Origin of the sequence: Streptomyces sp. NBC_00019, from assembly GCF_045041015.1 — a bacterium.
In the GTDB taxonomy this organism is placed as follows: Bacteria; Actinomycetota; Actinomycetes; order Streptomycetales; family Streptomycetaceae; genus Streptomyces.
Genome location: NZ_CP108302.1, coordinates 134,938 through 156,497, shown reverse-complemented (window position 1 = coordinate 156,497; position 21,560 = coordinate 134,938). Strand labels below are relative to the sequence as shown.

Below are 21,560 nucleotides of genomic sequence, written 5' to 3'. Positions count from 1 at the left end.
GTTCAATCGGGCAATCTTGCGTCAATGGATAGGTCTTGACCTTCTGGAAGCAGGCGCGCAGCTTCAGATTCCCGTTTCAGGCTTGGCAGGTCGACGACTCGTCCAAACGGCTCCACAACCGTTGATATTCCCGGCTGAGCATGCGCGATGTTCGAGCAGCGGCCGCAGATCGATGTAGCGCCCGCACGCTGTCCGGACTCAAGCCTGCGTCTCACCTCGACGAGTCTCTCGCTGTGCCAGATCTCCCACAGAGAAGTCTCCAGTACGTTTCCGTAAACCTCCTCGCGTTTATAGTCTTCACAGCACAGCACGACATCGCCGTTCACCGTCACTACGCACAAGTCGCGGGGAGCGTAGCAAGGTGTTCTGCTGTCCATTTCCGTCGGAGCAGGGAGGTGCACTAGTGTTCCGCCTCGATTTGAGAGGACGAGGTCTTCGACCTGCTTAACCGTCTGAAATGGGCGGCTCGGGTAAGGGCGGGACTTGTGTAGTGTCACAATGAAGTAGTCCACTCCGGCCTTTCGGAGCTGATGGTATCTGGCATCCGTCAGATAGTCCCCGTTTGTGTACACAACTTGCAGAGCTTGCGGCGCGGAGGTGCGCATCTTCTCCACGAGAATATGGAGGTCCTTCCTTATGAGGGGTTCGTTGTAGAAGTGATAGGATACCCGCCCCCCAAAGGAGAGTTTCTGGAGTTCCGCCAGAACTGCAGAATACACTTCTTGTGGCATAAACTTGGCCACCGGTGGATAGGGAAAGAGTGATACTGGGCAGTAGGGGCATCTCCTGTTGCACCGCGACCCCACCTCGATCTCAATGACCGAGAAGAAGTCTCCTGAAATGCCATCGCCGGAACTCCCGATCGCGACTGACGGATCATCGTCGCCGATGTCTGTTGCCATCAGGTCCACCATGAGTCGAACTGTGGTGAGCGACTTGGCAAATATCCTCCGAGGGTGGGAGATGCGTTACTTAGCGGAACGAAGATGGTGGCGCTCTGGCCACAGAAGGAGTCACTCTCCCCAGTTGTCTCGCTTGTTGGCTTCGCTGCAGAAGCCAACGGGAGACAACTGGAGACAATCGACTTGGCGTCGAACTTCACTGAAGATCACCCCTCACGGGAATTCCACCCGCCCGGACCCACTGCAAGCAAAGATGGGCAATGCTCATTCTGGCAGGAACGCTCATTCGGGATCGCACTCCCCGGGCGGTGATTATCGGTGAGCGATGTCATGGACATTGTCCCGAGAAACCGGAAGGACCGACCCGCTTTTTCGGCCCAGCCCAAAAACTGCCATGCCACCAGAGGACAGCTTGGGCCGATTCGGCGCTAGGGCCCTTCGGCCCTTTCGGGTTGTGTTCTTCGGAATCTTGAGCGAGCGCTCAAGGTGTGCCCGCCGCGCGGTGCCCGGCTGGTGACCGAATACCGGCCCAAGTGGTGTCCGGGAGGGGGGCATTGTGTATTCGAGATCGGTCCGGTTCGCCGGTCTTGCGTATGACTTGACGTCATGTCTCGGTACAGGGTGAGAGGTTCCCGGGAAGCAGCGCAGGCACGGTGCTGGTGATCATGTGGTTGTCGAGACCCATGAGACCCGAGCGAGACCGTGCCTGCCCGAACATCATCGCCCACGCCTACCAGGCTGGGACAACTGGCCCTCCCGAACCTCCGCAGCACCCAGCAGGACGCCGCCGACCTGCGCCGCTTCCTGATCTGGGTACCCGATCCACGCGGCCTGCGGGGGCGGCGGTATCCCTTGCTCCCGCTGCTTTGTGCGGCCGCCGCCGCAGTCCTGACCGGCGCACTCTCCCTCATCGCGATCGGCGAATGGATAGCGGACGCCCCGCAGCCCGTCCTGAGGGTCCTCGGCTTCCCGGCCGACCCGCTCACCGGCATCCGGCCGACGCCGCACGCGGCCACGGTCCGCCGCCTGCTCCAACGCGTCGACGGCGACGCCCTCGACGCGGCCATCGGCGCATACCTCCAGGCCAGAACACCACCGCCGCAACTGCCCGAGCCACCGCCGAAGCTGTCGTTGCGGGCGATCGCGGTCGACGGCAAGACCGTGCGCGGCTCCCGTACCACCACGGCCACCGCGATCCAGCTGCTGGCCGCGATGGACCACCACGGCGTGGTCCTGGCCCAGCGGCAGGTCGCCTCCAAGAGCAACGAAATCCCCTCCTTCCAGCCCCTGCTGGACACCATCGCCCTGGAGAACACCGTGCTGACCACAGACGCCCTGCACACCCAGCACGCCCACGGCGCCTACCTCCGCGCGAGTTTGATACGCCGGATTCTCTACCCGGAACGTGCTGTGAGCTGCGGGATCGGGGTGGTAAGAGCACGGCATCAAAACCGGGTAAAGATTGCCGGAACAAGGCAATGTTCCAGGCGCACTCGGCGTGCGAGCATACGTTCACCAGCACGGTGGTGGCGAGGAGAGGAGGTGGACACTATGGCTTGGCTTCTTGGTCTCGGCATCGCGGGGGTTGTACTCCTCGTCCTGTCCCTCGTCTTCGACGGTGTTCTTGAGGGGCTCTTCGAAGGCGTCAACGCGCTGGACGGTCTGTTCGACGGGTGGCTGTCGCTTCCGGTCATCGCGGGGTTCGTCTCCATGGTCGGGTTCTCCAGTGCGATCGCCATGGGCACGACCGGGGTGGGAGTGCTCGGTGCCACTGCGGTCGGAGTGCCTGCAGGGCTCGCCACCGGCTGGCTCACCTATCGCCTCAGCCGTGCGCTGCTGAGCGACCGTTCCGGCGCCGCTCCTCGCGACGACGACCTGATCGGCATCTCCGGATCGGTAGTTACCGCCATTCCGGCCGACGGCTACGGCGAGGTGTTGGTTCGCTTGGCCGGCCTACCGGTGAAACTCTCGGCGAAGAGCCCGGTTGCCGTGGCACGCGGCGCCGAGGTCTGGGTGGAAGCGACCCTGTCGCACACAGCGGTTGCCGTACGCCAGGTCGAACGCTGACCAACCGAGCTGTCTCGTCCCAGGCTCCGGTTCGAAATCACTCCTTCTGTTCCGCAAGACCCATATCGATCTGCCCTCCCCTGGGAAGGCTGAGGGGGAATCACCATGAGTTCAGTCGTCATCGCCGTGGTAGGAGTCGTCGTACTCCTCATCCTTTTGGCGCTCGTCGTCGTCACCCGGTACAAGGTTGCCGGACCCAGTGAGGCGTTCATCGTCACAGGGCGGCGCGGCAAGAAGTCCACCGATCCGGAGACCGGCCGGATCTTCACCGACAACAGCGGGCAGAAGGTCGTGGTCGGCGGCGGCGTGTTCGTCGTGCCGTTCGTGCAACAGAAGTTCACGCTCGACCTGTCCTCGCGTCATATCCCGGTCGCGGTGCGCGGTGCCGTCACGCTGCGCGGGGTCAAGGCTCATCTCGAAGGCGTCGCCATCGTCAAGGTCGGTGGCAGCGAGGACTCCATCCGGGCCGCGGCCCAGCGGTTTTTGATGCAGCAGGACGGCATCGTCGGCTTCACTCAGGAAGTGCTCTCGGGTGCGCTGCGTGCGATCGTGGGCCGGATGTCAGTGGAGGACATCATCCGCGACCGGGCGGCCTTCGCCGGGCAGGTCGCCGAGGAGGCGGAGGCGAGTCTGTCCGGGCAGGGCCTGGTGCTGGACGCCTTCCAGATCCAGGACATCACCACCGAGGGCTCCTACCTGGAGGACCTCGGTCGGCCGGAGGCCGCGCGCGCCAAGCAGGAGGCCGACATTGCCGAGGCGGTGGCCCGGCGGGCCGCCGAGCAGGCGCGGCTGAAGGCCGAGGAGGAGATCGCGATCGCGCAGCGGACGTTCGCGCTCAAGCAGGCCGAGATCAAGGCTGAGACCGACGAGGCCGCCGCGCGCGCCGCTGCCGCGGGTCCGCTGGCCGAGGCCGCGCGCAGCCAGGAGGTCCTGAGCGAGCAGGAGAAGGTCGCCGAGCGCCAGGCCGCGCTGACCGACCGCGAGTTGGACACCAAGGTCCGCAAGCCCGCCGACGCCGCGCGCTACCAGGCCGAGCAGGAGGCCGAAGCCCGCCGGATCGCCCTGGTCAAGCAGGCCGAGGCGGACGCCCAGCGGTCGAGGCTGACCGGTGAAGGCGAGAAGGCACACCGTGCCGCGCTCGCCGATGCGGTCCGTATGGAAGGCGAGGCCGAGGCCGCCGCCATCGGTGCCAAGGGTGCCGCCGAGGCCGAGGCGATGCAGAAGAAGGCCGACGCGTTCGCCCAGTACGGCGACGCGGCCGTACTGCAGATGCTCGTCGAGGTGCTGCCGCAGGTGGTCGCCAAGGCGTCCGAGCCGCTCAGCGCCATCGACAAGATGACGGTGATCTCCACCGACGGCGCCAGCCAGCTGTCGCGCACTGTCGCCGACAACGTGGCCCAGGGAGTCGAGCTCCTCAGCTCCACCACCGGAGTCGACCTCGCCGAACTGCTGAAGAACATCACTCATCGGGGCAGCGGTTCGCAGCCCACGACCACGGCATCCGCCGAGGCCAACGGGAAGGTCGAGATCACCGGCTGACAGCGGTACTTGGGGCAGAGCGAGCCCGGGCGGCCCTGAGCTGTCCGGGCTCGAGGTCGAAGGTGCCTTGGTCGCGCCGGGGTGGTCGTGCGAGTTCTTCGGCTGTCGGGCGGCTTTCCGATATGGAGTGCGAACGGTGTTCTTGTGGCTTTGGCTGACCGGCTGGTCGGCATGTGTTCTGCCCTTGGCGATCGCGTCGTTGCGCGGCTGGGCGCCCAAGTCGGTGCGGCGTCGTACCGCTCCGTGGGGCATTCGCGTGCGGGGCGTGGCGCTGCTGGTGATCTGGGCCGGTGGGCTGATCGTTCCGCTGTTGTGGCGGAGTGGCCTCGATACCCAGGACGCTGCGTTCTTCGGGGCCATCGTGCAGGTCGGACTTTTGATGTTCGCCGCGGGGCTGATGAGCGGCTCGTGGCTGGGGGAGTGGTTCTACCGAAGGGCTGTTCAGTCGCGGGAACTTGACGGGATGCCGCCAGCGGACGGCGCCGAGGTCGCTCGGCAGACACAGCCAAGACGGAGAACCGGTGACCCGAACGCGTAAGGCACGCCCGACGGCCCGCGCGACGACCGGCATTGCGCTCGCCGCGACGGCGCTTGCTCTCGCCGGGCTCCGCCGTGGCCACCGATCGGCGGCCCGCTCCGCCGCGTCCGCCGCGCCCAGACCCGCCAGCAGGCCGATCACCAGGGCGAGTACCCACCCGGTGAGCACGATCCAGGCTTCGTTGACTTCCTCCTCCTCGTGAACGAGGAGGAGTCCTACGGCTCGCGCCGTGGGGTTTTCTGCTTCATCGCCGACTGCCCGCCCGGAGAACTCCGTTGAGGTCTTACACCGCCTCCACAGACCGTCGCCGCCAGCCCGGCGGCCAGAAGGTTCTTCGCCGCGTTCACGTCCCGGTCATGGGCCATCCCGCAGTTCCCACACGTCCAGGCACGGACGCTGAGCGGCATCCTCTCCCGCAGGCTGCCGCAGCCGGAGCACAGCCTGGTGGAGGGGAAGTAGCGGTCCACCGCGATCACTTCCCGCCCGTACCAGGCCGCCTTGTACTCCAGCATCGAGCGGAACTCACGCCAGCCCGCATCCGAAATAGCCCGGGCGAGCGGACGGTTCCTGACCATGTTGGTCACGGTCAGGTCCTCGATCACGAGGGTTTGATTTTCACGCACGAGCCGAGTCGTCAGCTGGTGGAGCAGGTCCCGGCGCCGGTCGGCGATCCGCGCATGGACCCGACGGCGGGGCTACTCCCGGTTCGCCGAGCCCTTGGCCTTGCGGGACAGCTCCCGCTGCGCCCTGGCCAGCCGGGCCCGGTCACGGCGCTCATGCCGGGGGTTGGCGACCTTCTCCCCCGTGGACAGGGTCAGTAGGTGGCCCAGGCCGACATCGATCCCGACCACCGCATCCGCGGCGGGAAGCGGCCCGACACGGGGGTCCTCGCACAGGATCGAGACGAACCAACGCCCGGCCGCGTCCTGCGACACGGTCACCGTAGACGGCTTCGCCCCCTCAGGCAGCGGCCGAGACCACACAACGTCCAGCGGGTCCGTCATCTTCGCCAGCGTCAGGGCGCCGTCGCGGAAGCGGAACCCGCTGGTGGTGTACTCCGCCGACTTCCGCGACGTCTTGCGCGACTTGAAGCGCGGGTACTTCGCCCGCTTGGCGAAGAAGTGGGCGAACGCGCTTTGCAGGGGGCGCAGCGTCTGCTGCAGTGGCACCGACGACACCTCGTTGAGGAACGCCAGCTCCTCCGTCTTCTTCCACGCCGTCAACATCGCCGAAGTAGCGTCGTAGTCGAACCGCTTTTGGCGTGCCCATGCCTCGGTCCGGGCGGCGAGCGCCAGGTTGTAGACCTTGCGCATGCAACCAAACGTCCGCAGCAGCTCCGTCGCCTGCACATCACTCGGATAGAAGCGGTATTTGAACGCCCGCTTCACAGGGTGCACGGCCACGCCCACAAACTAGCCAGACCACAGGCAGCGATCAAACCTGCCGGTCAGAGCACTGCGATCCGCCCCGGCGGCGCATCCCAGCCCCTTGCCCTGCTCCGCAGGAGTTTCGTTTCCTCCCCCGGCTGAAGCCGGGGGTATCCACGAAAGGTTCCGATGACCTGGCCCGCTCCCGCGATCCGTACGAAGCTGAGGGCAGGGAACATTTCCAGTAGATGAGGAGCCCGCCGTGCGCGCTCGTGACCTGGCGGTCGGATACGAAACGGTGAGCGTCGACAGCGACGCCATGGAAGCGGCCCGCCTGATGGCCGAGCACAGGCTGCCCGGCCTGTTGGTACTCGACGAGCGGGGAGAGCCGAAGGCGATTCTGCCCGCCTCCCAGATGGTCAAGGTGCTGGTGCCGGCTTACGTGGTCGAGGACCCGACGCTCGCGGCGGTCGTCGACGAGAAGCACGCCGACCGGCTCTGCCAGGCGCTGGCGGGCCGCACTGTGGGGGACTGTTTGTCCAGCAAGGCGGCCCCGCCGCCGATCGCAGACCCGGATGACACCGCGCTGGAGGTGGCCGCGCTGATGGCGCAGGTGCGCAGCCCGCTGGTGGCTGTGGCGGAGAAGGCGAAGGATGGTACTCATCTGCTGGGTGTCATCACGGCCTCGCATCTGCTGCACGAACTCCTCGGTGCCGCAGGAGCGGCGAGCCCCACGTAACGGGACCCTGGCCGCAGATCTACTCCAGGCCGGAGGTCTGGAGGATGCCGCGGCACACCTCGGTGTCGATCCGCTGTCCCAGGCGTTCCAGCCAGGGCATGCCGCACCGTAGTGTCCCCAGTTCCTGGGACCGATGCGCGCCCTGATCCAGTTGGTGCCACAGCAACGGGTTGGCGACCAGGACGCGTGGGTCCAGGACCAGCCGTCCGCCGGACGTGTCTGTGAGGATCAGCCGTGGGGCGACGCCTTCGGAGATATGCACGCTCACCAAGCGGTCGGTGCGCACCCGTTGGCAGGTCATGAGTCCGCGTGCGCTGAGTCCGCCGTCGGCTGTGCTCACCCGCGGCGGCGTCAAGATGATCAGGAGCAGCACGGCGAGCGCGGCCCACCAGCTGGTGCGCACGAGGGTGTGCCGCACGAACCCCCAGTCGAGCAGCTCCAGTGCCCCGAAGAGCAGTACGCCGCAGAGCACCGCGCTGCGCAACTCCCGTGCCCAGTACCGGTCATGGACCGCCAGGCCGACATCCGTGCGGGGCGTGCCGCTCACGGAGGCACGCTTGTTGATGCGCCGTTGCATACGGGTCACATTAGGCACGGCACCGGCCTGTGTCTGCGGTTGTGACACGCCGGGCCCCTGGTCGCCGTGTCATGCGACGCCGGCGACCTCGAGTTGCGCCAGGACGTAGGCGCAGATTGCCCCCACCTGGGTGAGGAACATGAGGGTGGTGTGCAGGGCGAGGTGACCTGGCCTGTCGGCCCGGAGGTAGGCACGGGCTGCCCGGCTCACCTGAGGGCGCCGACGCGTCGGATCGTCTGTCCGGCGTGCGAGCGCCTTGCGCAGGGCGCGCCGGCCGGCGGCGGAGGTGACGCCGAGCCGTACCCCGTGGACGTCGCGGACGAGAAGTGTGCGGTAGGTGCTGCCGTACGAGAACGTCGTCAGCAGTCGGACGCTGCTGAGGTGGTTCAGGTCGACGGACCGCACGCCGGTCAGGGTCCGTGCGGTGATTCTGGTCGTCGAGTGGCGCGTCGGAGGGCGTTCCTGGCCGAGCTCGCCGAGCAACAGCAGTCCCAGCGGACCGGCCACCAGCCCCAGCGCCACCACCACCGCCGGGCGGGCCTGGGGCAGGCCGGCGATGGCGAAGGGCAGCACGAACAGCGCCAGCATCAGGCCCGCACCGGCCCGCGCCCGTCGGCGGGCCGTGGCTGCTTCGGGCACCTCGTGGGGACGCGGTGCCGGACGAGTGCTGGGCACCTCACTGCCCCCCGGCGCCCGGCGCCGGGCGGACCGCGTGCAGGGCTGTCGGGTTCACGATGAGAAGGCGCGGGTCGGCGGCGCGGTTGATCGCCGTCTCCACGGCGGCGATCCGATCGCCGAGCAGGCCGAGCGCGGCGATGGCCCGGGCGAGCTGGTCGCCTTCCGGGCCTCCCAGAGCCTGCGCGCGCACAGATGCTGCTTTCACCTCGGCCCAGCGTGCCGCCTGTTCGGTGGTGAGAACGCCGCGCAATTCGGCCAGTTTCAGCAGGTTGGCCTCGGCGCCGGTGGTGAGGGTCTGGGCCTCGGACGTGTAGTGGTCGTCGATCAGCGCGGCCAGTTCGGCGTCGTTCATGACCGGCTGGATGCGCTGGGCGAGCTTGTTCATGTTGCGGTAGGAGCCCTGGAGTTGGAACGGCGGCTCGGTGCGGGTGGTATCGGATTGGGCGGCCGAGGCGATGTAGGCGGCGTTCACCGCGAGGACCGTCTCCCGGGCCGTCAGCAGGTGGCGGAGCACGGCAAGGATGCGCTCCAGCTCGGCGGGCGCGTACGGGTGGGTGAGCCGGTCGGCGCGGGCCGTGGCGTCGTCCTGGGCGAGGCGGACGAGCAGGCCGAGGTCGGCTCGGTCGCGGGCGGCGAGCGGGGCGAGGACCGGGTTGGCGGCAAGGGCGTTCTCGATGAAGCTCAGTGCGAAGGCGTCCTCCTTGCCGGTCAGGACATCCCCGAGGTTCCACACGTCGGCGCGGTTGGCGAGCATGTCGGGCACGCGGAAGCGGCTGCCGGACTCCGTGTAGGGATTGCCGGCCATGCACACGGCGAACCGCTTGCCGCGCAGGTCGTAGGTGCGCGGCTCGCCGTTTTGGACGCCCTCGATGCGGCGGGTGGCGTCGCACAGCGGGATGAACTTCTGGAGCAGCTCGGGCGAGGTGTGCTGGATGTCGTCCAGGCAGAGCAGGGTGTTGTTGCCCGCCTCCAGCGCGAAGTTGATCTTCTCGACCTCTTGGCGGGCCGTGGCGTTCGGGGCCTCGGCCGGGTCGAGTGAGGTGACCGCGTGGCCCAGCGCCGGCCCGTTGATCTTCACCAGGAGCAGGCCGAGCCGGTCGGCGACGTACTCCATGAGTGTGGTCTTGCCGTAGCCCGGCGGGGAGATCAACAGGAGCAGTCCGCCGGTGTCGGTGCGCTTCGACTCACCGGTCGCGCCGAGCTGCTTGGCGAGGCTGTCGCCGACCAGCGGCAGGTACACCTCGTCGATGAGCCTGCCGCGCACGAACGCGGACATCACCCGCGGCCGGTACTCGTCCAGGCGGAGGCGGGTGCGCTCGGCGGCCACCAGTGCCGTGCGGTGGCGCTGGTAGGCGCGGTGGGCAGGGACCTCGTGAGTGCGGAATTGCCTTGTGCGGGCGAGGAACCCGTCGACGCGGACCGTGAGCGTGCGGCCGTCGATGCGCGGGTGGGAACCGAGCACGCCCTCGACGGTCTCGGTCAGCGGCGCGTTGCACTCGTAGCGGACCAGGCCTGGGCAGAGCTCGGCGGCGACCGCCTCGGCCAGGTCGCCGGAGGTGACTTCCAGACCGGTCGCGGTGGTGTACGACGTCAGCCACGCCTCGACCAACTGCTGGCGGGCGGTCAGGTCGTCGAGGGCGGCGAGGTCGTCGTCATAGGCTGACGTACCTACCGTGCGGCGGAACTTGTCGAGCAGCGTACGCGTGCCACCGCTGACGACGAAGCCGTCGGGGCCGCAGGTCAGCTCCTCGAAGAGGTAGGCGGCCGCGGCGTCCGCGCCGATGGATTGCGCCAGCTCGGCGCGCAGGTCGTTGATCGCGGGCGCCGGCCCGAAGGTGTCGCGCGCCCGGGCCATGGACAGCGCGCGCCGGGTCCAGCTCTCGCGCTCCTCGGCCGTTGTGCCGTGCGCCCAGAACATCTGGGCGGCAGCGCGGGCGGCTGGTTCGTGGCGCAGCGGGCCGGCGCCCTCGTGCAGGCGCAGGAGCGCGGTGAGGATCAGGATCGCGTCGTGGTCGTGGACGCCGCGCTCGTATCCCTCGTCGTACGCCGCCTCCGCCGCCTGCCTGACCAGGCTGCTCAGGTCGTCGGCTGCCGCGAGGGCCGCCGGGCCGTGCTCGTCGAGGAGCCGGGCGGCGAGGTGTTCGGCGCGGTAGACCTGCGGTGACTCCGAGGGCAGGGGGCGGTCCCAGTACGGGCGGGTGGCCGCGAAGGCGGGGTCCGTCACCGGCGAGCGGTAGTCGGTACCGGTGAGTGCGAAGGCGAGGGTGTCGTCGTGCGGGACCAGCGTGAGGTCCAGGGGCTGGGTGTTGACGGCGAAACGGTGGGAGCCCAGCCGCAAGGTGCGGCCGTCGTCCGCGTAGAGGTCGGTGCGGTCGCGCAGGGCGCGCAGCGCCTCCTGGCGAGCGGACTTCAGACGGCCCTCCAGCTCTTCCGCCCTTACCTGGTCGCCGAGTTCACGCAATTCACCGGCAGTACGGCGGACCTTGGCGGGCATCGGGTCGGAGGTGAAGTACGTGGCGACGGCGTCCGCGTCGGGGAGCGTGGCGGCGCGACGGGCGACCGTCTGCAGGACGCGTGTGGCGGAGTCGGCGAGGCGCTCGGCGCGACGGGCTCGGGCGTCGGCAAGGGTCTGCTTGCGGGCGGAGAACGCCTCGTGGATCTCGTCGCGCTTGTCCGCGAGCTCGCTGAGGAAGTCGTCGCACTCGGCGAACCGGGACTCCAGGTTCTCCAACTGCACCAGTATCCGCGCGAGGTGTTCCTCGCATGCCTCGGGGCTGTGGGCGGCCGCGAGCGCGCCCGTGACGGCCTGGACGAGGAGGGCGAACTCGGCGGCGAACTCCGCGCGTCCCTCACGGTCACGGAGCTCGCGGCGGCGGGCCTCGAGGGTGGCACGGGCCCGGTTCACACCACCCAGGAGCTCGGCAATCCGCTCCAGGATGGCCGTACGGACCGTGGCGTCGGCGATGTCGAGTCCGGCGACGACCTCGGTCACCGTGCGCAGCTGGTCGGAGAGTTCGTCCAGGCGGGCGGCGACGGGCCCCGCCTCGGCGACGGTGGTGATCGCCTCGGCGTCCGTGACGAACTGCTCGATGTCGGCTTGGCGGTCGGTGAAGGCGTCCTCGCGGGCGAGGTGCGTGACGGCCCGCTGACCGAAGGCGGCGAGGTCGGCTGCCGCGTCGGCGGCGAGCTCGTCGATGCGGGCGGTGTCCGCGTACCGCAGGTCCTTGAGCGTGAGCAAGTGGCCCTGGGCGTGCCGGAGGTCGGTCAGACCGGTCACCCAGGCGGCGGCACCGCGCGGGGCCTCGCCGCGCAGGCGCCGTACGACCGCGGCGACCTGGGACGCCGCCTCGGTGAGCGCGTCGGCGGCCTGACGGGTGAGGTCCTGGACGGTCTCGAACTCGGCCAGCACCTGCTCGGCGGTAGTCCTGAGCTGCTCCAAGGGCTCGTGCAGATTGCCGAGTTCGGGTTCGCCCAGCCAGTGGTAGGAGTCGACGGCCCGGACGCACGCAGTGGCCAGCGCGTCGTACACCTCGCTCGTCGGGGTCGTCTCGGCCACGGCGCGCGTGATGGACAGGCAGTCGGAGATGCCGCGTACGAGGTCGGCGTTGCCGACGCGGGCCAGCGGGCCGGTACCGACGGGCTGGACGGCGGCATGCGTGTCCGAGACATAGGGGGAGTGCCACATCTGAACGGGGTGCACGCGCTGCGGCTCGTCACTGTCCGCACGCAGCACGATCAGGGAGCCGTCGTCGAGGAGCGCCCAGCCGTGACAGGACAGCGGGGTGGCGACCTCCTTGCGGATCATGTTGTACGGCAGCAGCAGGCTGCGGCCCTCCACGCGCGCGTGGAAGGCGAAGAGGACGTCCTCACCGTTCGGGGAGCGGACGGCGCGCTCGAACTCCAGGTCCGTGCTGTCGACGCCGTCGAACGTCTTGTATGTGCCGGTCGCGAGGCAGTGTCCGCCGGGGAAGACGATGCCCTGGTCTTCCGGCAGCCGGCGGCAGGCCTGGCCGATGCCGTCGAGGCGGACGACCGTCCTGGTGAGGGTGTTGAAGACCAGGTGGCGGTCGGCATCCTCCTTGTACGGGCGGATGCGCAGCAGGATGAGGGCGCCCACGCGCGCGTACGCGATGTCGGCGTCGGCCAGGGACTGCAGCGGCTCGTCGACCGGCTCGGCGTAGATACCCTCGCCCGTCTCGGTGTTGTTCTCGACTTTGAGGGTGAGTGTCGCTGCGAGCGTCTCGACGAAGACCTCGCCGTCGATGGAGACATGCGGGTGACGGCCGAGGACATGGTCCTCGCGGGTCGCCTCGGTCCACCCGAAGTCGTGGGAGGGCGGGAAGACGTGGTCGCGGTCGCCGCGCGCGTCCAGAAAGGACGCCCGACCGCCGTCGGTCAGCGCCCAGCGCAGGACCCGGATGTCGCTGGCCTTCTCACCGGTCTGGAAGACGGCCAGCAACTTGTCGTCCACGCGGCGGAGTTGGAGGAGGTGGGTCTGGCGGTAGTAGCGGTAGAGGGCGGCGAAGTCGCGGACGAAGGCCGGATCGTCGAGCAGGCCGGGCACGGCGTCGTCGGGCAGCCGGTTCAGGTCGCGGTCGTGCAGCGCGAACACGTCGCCGACGGCCGTCTCCGGCTTGAGACCGAGGAAGACGTTGTGTCCGAAGAGCAGCACGTCGCCGACCGAGACGATGTCGCGGGGCACACAGGCGTGCTCGGTGCGCAGCCGCTCGGTGCCGGCGAGTTCCAGCCGCGTCGCACCGAACTCCTCGGCGCGACGGGCGTTGAGCGCCTCGGCACGGCGGGCGAGTTCGGTGGCCTGCGCGGTCAGGCGGTCGCGCAGCACCTCGTACGTGCCGGTGTCCAGACCGGTGGTCATGAGCTTCCTTTCCGGAAGTCGAGAAGGACGCGGCCCGGAACTGCCCTCCCCTGTGCGGCAGTTCCGGACCGCGAGTCGATCAGGCCTTCGTGCTGCCGTTCACCCCGGCGAGCGGAGTGTCGGCAAGGCCCAGTTCGCCTGCCCGGTCCAGCAGTTGCTGGAGCTGACCGGCGTGGGCGCCGCCGCTCTTCATCAGCTTCATCAGCAGGGCGGAGACGGTCAGGTTCTGCACGTCGGCGGTGGAGGCCGAGCCGAGGATGCGACCGAGGTCGTCGGTGAAGCTGCCCGTGCCGTCCAGCCAGGGCTTCGCGAGCGCCTGCGCCGTCACGGAGTTCTGCATGAAGCCGTCGACACTCTTGCCGAGCGCGATGGAGGACACCAGCCGGTCGAAGAAGACCGAGTCCCCGCCGACGATGTTGATGTCGGCGTTCTCCAGGCCGGTGGCCAACACCGTGGCCTGCGCCTCGGCGACCTGCCGCTGCACGTCCAGACCGGCGAGCCGGACTTCCTTCTCGGCCTCCAGACGCAGCCGGTACTCCTCATGGCCGCGGGACGCCGCATCCAGCGCGGCCATGGCCGCCGCCTTCTCGGTCAGTCCGGCTGCCTCGGCCTTCAGCTTCTCGCCGATCCCCTCTGCCTCGGCGAGCGCCTTCGCCTTGGTGCCCTCGGCATCCGCCAGCATGCGGGCCTGCGCCGCTGCGGCCTCCGCACGGCCGGCCTTCTCGATGACCTCCGCCTCCTTGTCGCGCACCTGGACCGCGGCCAGGCCCTCGGCGGCGGCCTCGGCCTGAATGCCCTCGGCGAGCCGCAGCTTGGCCTGCGCGTCCAGATCGGCCGACTTCAACCGGGCCTCGGCCAGGGTCAGTTCCTCGGACGCGCGGTGCACGGCGGCCTGTTCGGCGGCCTCCGCGGCCTTGATGTCCTTGACCAGCTTCTCCTGCGCCTCCGCCTCGGCCGCGATGATCACGGTCTGCCGGCCGCGCTCCGCCTCCTCCACGGCACGCAGCTTCTTGATCGCCTCCTCCTGCTCGGCTACCGTGCGGTCCACGGCCACCCGCTCGCGGATGACCTCGGCGATCTCCCGCTTCTCCGCCTCGACCTCCTTCGACGCGGCGATCTGCGTCAGCTGCGTCTCCCGCTCCCGGGCGATGACTTCGAGGAGGCGGTCCTTCTCGATGCGCTCGTTCTCGATGGCGATGACGCGCTCGCGGTTCTTCTGCGCGACGGCGACCTCGCGGGCCTGATTCTCGCGCTGGATGCCGAGCTGCTCCTCGGTCCTCAGGAACGCGCCCTGCGAGCGCAGTCGCTCCTCCTCCATCACCCGCGCCGTCTCGGCCTCTTCACGGGCCCGTACGGTGTCGATCTCCCGGCGCTGCTTGATCTCGGCGTCGGCCTGGCGGCGCTCCAGCTCCAGGATGGCCTCGCGGGCGTCGACGTTCTGCCGGGTGATCTCCTTCTCCTCGGTGCGCTGCGCCTCGTTGGTGCGCACATGCTCCACGGCCGTCAGCTCGGTGATCTTCCGGATGCCCTGGGCGTCCAGGACGTTGGCCGGGTCCAGCTGGGTCAGCGGCGTCTGCTCCAGGTAGTCGATCGCCGCGTCCTCCAGGTGGTAGCCGTTGAGGTCGACGCCGATGACCTCGATGATCCGGTACCGCAGCTCCTCGCGCTTGGTGTACAGGTCGGTGAAGTCCAGCTGCTTGCCGACGGTCTTCAGCGCCTCGGAGAACTTCGCGTGGAACAGCTCCTGCAGCGTGTCCCGGTCGCTCGCCCGCGCCGTACCGACGGCCTGCGCGACCTTGATGACGTCCTCGACGGTCTTGTTGACCTTGACGAAGAACGAGATGCGGATGTCGGCTCGGATGTTGTCGCGGCAGATCAGTCCCTCCTTGCCGGCCCGCATGATCTCGATGGTCTTCACCGAGATGTCCATCACCTCGGCCTTGTGCAGCACCGGCAGCACGACCTGCCCGGTGAAGGTCACATCGACCTTGCGCATCTTGGAGACGATCAGCGCCTTGCCCTGCTCCACCTTGCGGAACAAGCGGGCGACGACGAGTACGACGAGCAGGCAGACGGCGACGAGCGCGCCGAAGCCCGCGGTCATGGCAACCATGGCGTACGTCCTTCAGACATGAGGAAGTTGAGTGTGAGGAAGAGAGGCCGGAGGCGAGATCCGGCGAGGACGCGGCTCACGTGGCCCACCGCGGGCAGACGGCTCAGCGGTGAGCGCGACTACTGCCCGGATCGACCGGCGCGCCGCTTGCCAACTCCCGTTGTCGAGGCTCACGTTCGCGGCTGAACAGCCTGGTGAGCGGAGCGGCGAGAGTGCGGGTCACCGACCAGGCGACAAGCGCGGACAGCGCGAAGACAAGGGCGTGGGCCAGGGCGGAGCCGATGCCCGTCCAGCCGGCCCGGTCCAGTACGACGGTGCCGGCGAAGCTGACGAGCCAGCCGCTCGCTGCCACGACAGAGGCCGAGACGGCTACCGGTGCTTCTCCGAGCATCCTGGCCAGTGCCGGAGCGTCGGCATCGAAGTCGCGCACGCCGGCCCGGCCCAGCAGGACCCGGAGCCAGAAGGCGAGGGAGACCACCAGGGCCGAGGTGAAGAGGACGGTGGGGAAGCCTGCGGCAGCGTCGATGACGTCCAACATCCTTCACCCCCATGTCCCGTTGGCGTCCAGGTACCCTCGGCCGCTGCCTGATTCAGGCACGAGGACGCGGCCGTGTTTGTACCGGGGCCATTGTGGAGTGCCATGGCTCTTCATCGCATTGCCGTGTTCCGGCAGTCTTGACGTCCTCTTGATGCCGGACACATGTACCCGGGCGGCCTGCGGCCTCTCGAGCCGAGAGAGCGGCGGACATGATGTCGAGGAGACGGTTGTTCGGGCGGATACGGCTCGGCTCATGCGTCATGATCAGTTGTGGTCATGGGGGCAGGCGCTTCGCCATGGCTGTCTCGTGGGTATCGCCATCGGGGGAAGGACAAGCATGAGGCGACTCGTGTACGCGGTCGTGGGCCACGGCTGCCGGGCAGTTCACCGGCGGGTGTGCGCAGGCCCGTGCCAAGGCCGGTGCGGTCGGGCCGGCATCGCTACGAGGGGGTGCGGCGCACGATGAGGCGCGTACCCTCCCTGCCGGGCCAGGTCCGGCACCCGGCGCTGCCGGGACACATGGTGGTGTGCGGCGACGACGCCCTCGCCGAGCGCCTGGCCGCCGAACTGCGCGAGCTGTACCGGATGCGGGTCACCGTCGTCGTACCGTCACTGCCCAGTACCGCTGATGGCGGGGTGGGCCCGGACGGACGGGCGCGGGCCCTCGCGTTGCTCGCCCGGATGCAGGCGGTCGTCAACCGGGCCGCTGACTCCGAGTCCGCGCCGGACGTCCGCGTGGTGCAGGCGCCGGTTCTGGACGAGGAGGCGCTCGCGGAGGCCGGCGTCATGCAGGCCGATGCGCTAGCCCTCGTCCATGGCGACGACGAGACCAACATCCGCGCCGCGCTCGCCGCCATGACCGTCGTCGGTCGGCGAGCACGCGGGATCTTCGCCAAGGCGCTGGATGACGCGGCCAGGGAGTGGAACAACCGGGTGCCGGAGCTGGTCCGTCAGGACACGGAGCAACTGCGCTTGAAAATCACCGAGTCGCTGGGCGCCGCCGAAGCGGAACGCGCGGCGCAGGAAGCGGGAGGGAAGGAGTGACGGCAGGCCGGCAGCTCCGGTCGTGCCGCCCATGTCCTCCTCCGGAAGCCCGTCGTCAGCGCCGCGTGGGGTTGAAACGCCGGTGCAGGGCCGCCCCAGCGAGGACGAGTGCCGCGCTTGCGGCTGCGGCCGGGACTGTGGCGTCTGTGCCGGTGTCGGCGAGGTAGGACAGTGCGGGCTGCGGTGCCGATGGCGGTCCTGCGTGCGTCCTGGGCAATTCGAGCGGCTCGCCCGTGACAGGAGGCTGGCCCTGGTCGACGGATTCGGGCACAGAGGGATCGGGGTGAGGAGGCTGATTGGTGTGGGGAGGCTGGTCGGCGGTGCCGTTGGCGGACTCGTTGCCCAGTACCGGGTTGCCGACGCCGACCACGCTCACGGAGTTGCCGCTGATATTGACCGGGAGATGAACCGGTGCCTGGATCCCGATCCCGGACAGGACACCCGGCGAGTCCTGCGCATCGACCGTCGCCATGGCCTCGCCGGATTCTCCAGCCCGGTCCTGCTCGGAGTTGTCCTGGGCGCAGGAGTTGCCCGCTGCAGGGTTGAGCAGCCCTGCGACGCTTACGGTGTTTCCGCAGGCGTTCACTGGGACGCTGACCGGCAGCTGCAGGGTGTTGCCGGCGATCAGTCCGGGCGAGTCGGCCGCGGACGCGTTGGCCGCGGAGTCGGCGTAGGCCGAAGCCGCGCCCGCCATCGCACCGGAGACGGTGGCGAGGGCGATCACACCATTTCGGGTGGCCCGTCTCATAGGTTCCCTGCCTTCCAGATCGGATACGGGCAGACGCCCGCACCAGTGAAACGCGAGGAAAGCAAGCAAGTTATGGCATATCGACCTTTTGCGGCATGAGGCGAGTGGGGTGACGCCACGTACTACGTCGCGGTCTCCTGGCCGTGCCGTCAGGGGCTGGTCACGTCGAAGCTGTAACGGAGAGGCTCGTCGCTCACCCCGTGGACGCGGCGGTAGAGGTACAGCGCCTCCACGCGCATCCCATCTGCAGGACCTTCTACTTCGCACGGGAAGGTCACCTGGATCACCCGCGGCCGGTCGGTGACACGCACCTTCATGCCATCAGCCGGTCCACCGTCGAGGACCGCTATCTCGCCTGCGCTCGCCCCACCGGTGCCCATGGCAACATTTTAAGGACTGCGCGGCTCTGGCATCACCATCGGGCGCTGTTCTACGACGCGGACGGCCCGCGTGCTGCGCCGGCCTCAACCTGGGATTCCTGTATACGGGCAGAGGAGGATCCGGTGCCGGTACTTCCGTAGCCCGGCACCGGGCTTGCTCCGACCCTGCCCACTGCATCGTGGCAGTCGTCCGGTCGGCTCCGCACTGCCGTGCACCAGCAAACCTGCTGCGCGTTTCCTGCCGGATTCCCGCACCACCGCGGGGGTCTGCCACTCTTTACCCTCATGTATTAGGCATACGACAGCAGTGCGTCACGAACGAAGGAGGCCGGGTGACCGGGCGCGAGGTACCCGACGAGTATCTGGAGGGCTACGCCCAGATACTGGCCGAGGCATGTGCGACAGGCCGCCGCCTCACGAGGGGGGAGCTGGATTCTCTCCGCACACGGGGAGAACGTGCCGCCGAGGCCGGCCTCGGGCTGCGGAACTTGGTCCGCCGACACCTGTCTGTCACCCGGGAAACCTGGCCCAGGGTCGCGGCCCCGGACGTCGATGGTGTGCTGGTCGTTGTCGAGCAGGCGATCGACGCCTTCGCCGAGGGCTACGAACGGGCGCAGAGGCTCGCCGTACGGCAGGAGGAAGGGGTGCGCCGGGAGTTCATCGATGACCTGTTGTATGGCCGTAGCGACCTGGGGCGCCTGTCGGAGCGCGCTGAACGCTTCGGGCTCCTCCTTTCCCGGGCCCACGCCGTCGCCGTCGCCCAGGGCGGCAAGCCGGTGGAGGACATGCATCCGATCACCCGCCAGGTGGAGCGAGCCCTGATCAGCAGGTTCGGAGAGCGGCGCATCCTGATCACGACGAAGGACGGGAGACTGGTCTGTATCGCTCCCGGAGAGCAGGACGAGGTCCTGGCGTTCTTCGCGAAGCAGGCACATGCGGCCACCGACGGAGGGCAAGTCGGCATCGGGCGCCCCCACCCGGGTGCTGGGGGAGTCGTCCATTCCTACGAAGAGGCTCTCAACGCTCTCGACCTGGCCGACCGGCTGCACCTGGACGAGCCGGTGCTGCGCCACGCCGACCTGCTCGTCTACCCGGTCCTGACCCGCGACCGGTCGGCCATGGCTGACCTGGTGCGCAACACCTTGGGCCCGTTGCAGTCCGCGCGCGGGGGCGCTGCGCCGCTTGTCGAGACGTTGACCGCGTACTTCGACTCGGGGTGTGTCGCGGCCGAGGCGGCCCGCCGCCTGAGTTTGAGTGTGCGGGCCTTCACCTACCGTCTGGAGCGCATCCACAAGCTCACTGGTGCCAACCCGGCCGAGTCGGTGCATCGGTACACCCTGCAGACGGCGGTGATCGGCGCACGGCTGCTCGGCTGGCCGGACAACGAAGTGTGACCAGCACAGTCGGACCCCATGAGTGCCTCTGGCGAAACCGCACACCTGCGCAGAACGTCAGCGTTCTTGAGGAACAAGAGTGAACCGGGCACGGAGTGAGGGAGGCGGAGTTGTCCTTCTTGAAGTTCGAGAGCGACGAAATACTCGCCATGGCGGGCACGCTGAGTTTGTGCCGTACCGCTTTCCCGGTTGACCCGTCCGATCGCGGAGACCATCAACCGCACCGTCTCGAGATTGCCGGGTGCCGGATCGAAGGCGAGATTGGGGTACTTCGACGAACCCGCTGAGCATCCCCTGGACGCGTGCCGTTCGCTTCCCACCGTTGGGAAGCCGGATTACCCAGGTGGTAGGAAGCTATCCGTGATGCGGGCGGTTCCGCCATCATCGTGATCAGACCGCTGCGGCATCCCGGTACTGCCGATGACCCCGACCCAGGAGGCGATATGTTCCTGCAGCCCCAACTCGCAGCACTGCTGCGGCACGGGTCCCAGGGCGCCGAGCGGCACGACGCCCGCAATCTGCAGCGGTCCTGGCGGAAGTTCGCGGCGTTCGCTTACGTGGCTGAGCAGTACGGCTACCAGTACGTCGGGTTGTCGCCGCTCTCCCCGAAAGGGAGCCCCAACCCGTACTTCGCGTTCCGGCGCACGCAGGACGCCGTCGAGCGCGCCACTCGGACCACAGAGCGATACCCGACCGCACTCCAGGGCGGCCAGCTGCCTGGGATGAGGCCCGGCGGAAACCGTCTGCGTCCAATTACTGAAACCCGACGTGACGTCGATCTGCTGCACGCGCGGATCATGGTCGACTACAGCCGCACCCATCGTCGCCGTGGCCTGATCGCGCTTGTGATCATCCCCTTCGTCATGCTGATCCCCCTCTCGCAGGCCGGCTTCGCAGGTGGCGCCCTGCTGGTCTGCGCCGTCGTCTGGCTGTTCTTCGCCGCCCTGTGGGCACTCGGGCTGCACCTCGCCCGGCGCCGACTCACTAAGTACGGAGGCATCCTGGCAGGGGCCGGCGTCGAATGGCCGCCGACGCGAGCGCGTAGGTGACTGCCCAGACCGGTCCGTGAACCGGATGCCCTCACGGACGGCTCGCGCAGCAGGGATGGCTGGTTGGACGATCAGGAGATGAACCCTTGGCACATGCGGGCCCGAATCGACTCGGGCTCAAGCAGGTTGTGGAGCGATGCCATCGCATGGCGCTGCCGCTCGACGGCGGTCAGCACCCCAGCAGACGCCGCCTTGTTCGGCCGAACCACCCCATGAGATGGCAGCACAACGGGCTGCTGTGGGGCAAAGCCACCGCTGTCTCCTGGGCCATCGCTGTGAAGAAGGCCCGCCCTTCCCTGGTCTGCAACGTCGTGCTCCACCGGTAACCCGGGTGCTGGGCAAGTACGGATTGGACGAGCTCTCGTCCCAGCCCCTGGCGCTGCCAGCTGTCGCCAATCCAGATGTCCGATATCCGCCCTGTATGGCACCCTTGGCAGACGCGGAAGCGTAACCGTCCCACAAGGCAGCCGCCCTGATCGAGCAGGATGATCTCGGTCGGGGTGCCCGTGTCGGGAACGGCCAAGCCGGCGAGCCGCAGACACTGGTGGTGCTGCTCGGCAGATCCCCGTAGCGGTGGCGGCATCGGCCCGTCCGGATCCACCCGAACCACCTCCTCCCAGGATCCCTGCCGTTCGTCCTCAGACCGATGGAGCGGAACACAGCCTCAGCGACGCATGTCGCCCCGGTCCGTCCTGCCTTGAGTGTCGGACCCGGTGGAGAGGTTGACCAAGTGGGCGACAAGGGCTCCCGCCAGCAGCGCCCATGCCGCCGAGACGAAACCGGCTGTGCGCCAGCCGACGGCGGAGAGAAGCACGACCACCGTGGCTCCGGTAGTGACCGCCTGGCGGTTGGTGAGGAAGGCCCATTGCCGGCGTGCGCTTCCCGGATGGCGGATCTCCATCAGGGCGGTTCGGATCACCAGCATGGCGCTGACGGCCACTGGCGCGATCAGCGATGGACCCATGTGCGTACCTCTTTCCGGTCCGGTCGTCCGGTGCCCATGGCGGGTTC

The 21,560-nt window shown here is 68.5% G+C and carries 16 protein-coding genes and 3 pseudogenes; 8 read left to right on the top strand and 11 right to left on the bottom strand.

Annotated features, from left to right (window positions below; all coding sequences use genetic code 11):
• Window positions 1-2 precede the first annotated feature (2 nt).
• Window positions 3-914 (bottom strand): radical SAM/SPASM domain-containing protein, encoded by a 912-nt coding sequence (locus OHU89_RS00760; protein ID WP_405638847.1) that lies wholly within the window; start codon window positions 912-914, stop codon window positions 3-5.
• Window positions 915-1,604: 690 nt separating this feature from the next.
• Between OHU89_RS00760 and OHU89_RS00755 the strand changes: the two are divergent.
• The 4 genes and pseudogenes from OHU89_RS00755 to OHU89_RS00740 form a co-directional block, all read left to right on the top strand.
• Window positions 1,605-1,967: pseudogene (locus tag OHU89_RS00755) on the top strand (transposase family protein); the annotation flags it as partial.
• A 486-nt stretch (window positions 1,968-2,453) separates the two neighbouring features.
• Window positions 2,454-2,969: a hypothetical protein gene (locus tag OHU89_RS00750; RefSeq protein WP_405654234.1), complete on the top strand. Its 516-nt coding sequence runs from the start codon at window positions 2,454-2,456 to the stop codon at window positions 2,967-2,969.
• Window positions 2,970-3,074: 105 nt separating this feature from the next.
• Window positions 3,075-4,508: a flotillin family protein gene (locus OHU89_RS00745; RefSeq protein WP_405638845.1), complete on the top strand. Its 1,434-nt coding sequence runs from the start codon at window positions 3,075-3,077 to the stop codon at window positions 4,506-4,508.
• Between the two features lie 136 nt (window positions 4,509-4,644).
• The gene (locus tag OHU89_RS00740; protein WP_405638843.1) at window positions 4,645-5,046 is read left to right on the top strand and encodes a hypothetical protein; all 402 of its coding nucleotides are present in this window, start codon (window positions 4,645-4,647) and stop codon (window positions 5,044-5,046) included.
• A gap of 215 nt (window positions 5,047-5,261) precedes the next feature.
• Here OHU89_RS00740 and OHU89_RS00735 read toward each other — a convergent pair.
• Window positions 5,262-6,449, bottom strand: a pseudogene (locus OHU89_RS00735) (RNA-guided endonuclease InsQ/TnpB family protein).
• Window positions 6,450-6,675: 226 nt separating this feature from the next.
• Here OHU89_RS00735 and OHU89_RS00730 point away from each other — a divergent pair.
• Window positions 6,676-7,152 (top strand): CBS domain-containing protein, encoded by a 477-nt coding sequence (locus OHU89_RS00730; RefSeq protein WP_405638841.1) that lies wholly within the window; start codon window positions 6,676-6,678, stop codon window positions 7,150-7,152.
• Between the two features lie 19 nt (window positions 7,153-7,171).
• Here OHU89_RS00730 and OHU89_RS00725 read toward each other — a convergent pair whose 3' ends face one another.
• From OHU89_RS00725 to OHU89_RS00705, 5 genes are all read right to left on the bottom strand, one after another.
• On the bottom strand, window positions 7,172-7,729 hold the full coding sequence (locus OHU89_RS00725; RefSeq protein WP_405638839.1) for a hypothetical protein: 558 nt from the start codon (window positions 7,727-7,729) through the stop codon (window positions 7,172-7,174).
• A gap of 69 nt (window positions 7,730-7,798) precedes the next feature.
• The gene (locus OHU89_RS00720) at window positions 7,799-8,404 is read right to left on the bottom strand and encodes a hypothetical protein (protein ID WP_405638838.1); all 606 of its coding nucleotides are present in this window, start codon (window positions 8,402-8,404) and stop codon (window positions 7,799-7,801) included.
• Window position 8,405: 1 nt separating this feature from the next.
• Window positions 8,406-13,283 (bottom strand): DNA repair ATPase, encoded by a 4,878-nt coding sequence (locus OHU89_RS00715; RefSeq protein ID WP_405638836.1) that lies wholly within the window; start codon window positions 13,281-13,283, stop codon window positions 8,406-8,408.
• 79 nt (window positions 13,284-13,362) lie between these two features.
• The gene (locus OHU89_RS00710) at window positions 13,363-15,396 is read right to left on the bottom strand and encodes a flotillin family protein (protein WP_405638834.1); all 2,034 of its coding nucleotides are present in this window, start codon (window positions 15,394-15,396) and stop codon (window positions 13,363-13,365) included.
• A gap of 103 nt (window positions 15,397-15,499) precedes the next feature.
• Window positions 15,500-15,934, bottom strand: coding sequence for a hypothetical protein (locus OHU89_RS00705; RefSeq protein ID WP_405638832.1), 435 nt, complete (start codon window positions 15,932-15,934; stop codon window positions 15,500-15,502).
• Between the two features lie 462 nt (window positions 15,935-16,396).
• Between OHU89_RS00705 and OHU89_RS00700 the strand changes: the two genes are divergently transcribed.
• Window positions 16,397-16,978, top strand: a complete 582-nt coding sequence (locus OHU89_RS00700; protein WP_405638830.1) for an NAD-binding protein — start codon at window positions 16,397-16,399, stop codon at window positions 16,976-16,978.
• 55 nt (window positions 16,979-17,033) lie between these two features.
• On the opposite strand, the gene OHU89_RS00695 is transcribed toward OHU89_RS00700, so the two are convergent.
• Window positions 17,034-17,726 (bottom strand): chaplin, encoded by a 693-nt coding sequence (locus OHU89_RS00695; protein ID WP_405638828.1) that lies wholly within the window; start codon window positions 17,724-17,726, stop codon window positions 17,034-17,036.
• A 149-nt stretch (window positions 17,727-17,875) separates the two neighbouring features.
• On the bottom strand, window positions 17,876-18,106 hold the full coding sequence (locus OHU89_RS00690; protein WP_405638826.1) for a hypothetical protein: 231 nt from the start codon (window positions 18,104-18,106) through the stop codon (window positions 17,876-17,878).
• A 332-nt stretch (window positions 18,107-18,438) separates the two neighbouring features.
• Here OHU89_RS00690 and OHU89_RS00685 point away from each other — a divergent pair, with 332 nt between their 5' ends.
• Together OHU89_RS00685 and OHU89_RS00680 are read left to right on the top strand one after the other, a co-directional pair.
• A complete protein-coding gene (locus tag OHU89_RS00685) occupies window positions 18,439-19,500 on the top strand; it encodes a PucR family transcriptional regulator (RefSeq protein ID WP_405638824.1) in 1,062 nt (353 codons plus the stop codon).
• Between the two features lie 443 nt (window positions 19,501-19,943).
• Window positions 19,944-20,549 carry a hypothetical protein gene (locus tag OHU89_RS00680; protein WP_405638822.1) on the top strand — a complete coding sequence of 202 codons (606 nt, stop codon included), beginning with the start codon at window positions 19,944-19,946 and terminating at the stop codon, window positions 20,547-20,549.
• Window positions 20,550-20,892: 343 nt separating this feature from the next.
• Here OHU89_RS00680 and OHU89_RS00675 read toward each other — a convergent pair.
• Both OHU89_RS00675 and OHU89_RS00670 read right to left on the bottom strand, forming a co-directional pair.
• A pseudogene (locus OHU89_RS00675) lies at window positions 20,893-21,132 on the bottom strand (GNAT family N-acetyltransferase); the annotation flags it as partial.
• 81 nt (window positions 21,133-21,213) lie between these two features.
• Complete coding sequence (locus OHU89_RS00670) at window positions 21,214-21,513, bottom strand: hypothetical protein (protein ID WP_405638820.1); 300 nt, start codon at window positions 21,511-21,513, stop codon at window positions 21,214-21,216.
• Window positions 21,514-21,560 lie beyond the last annotated feature (47 nt).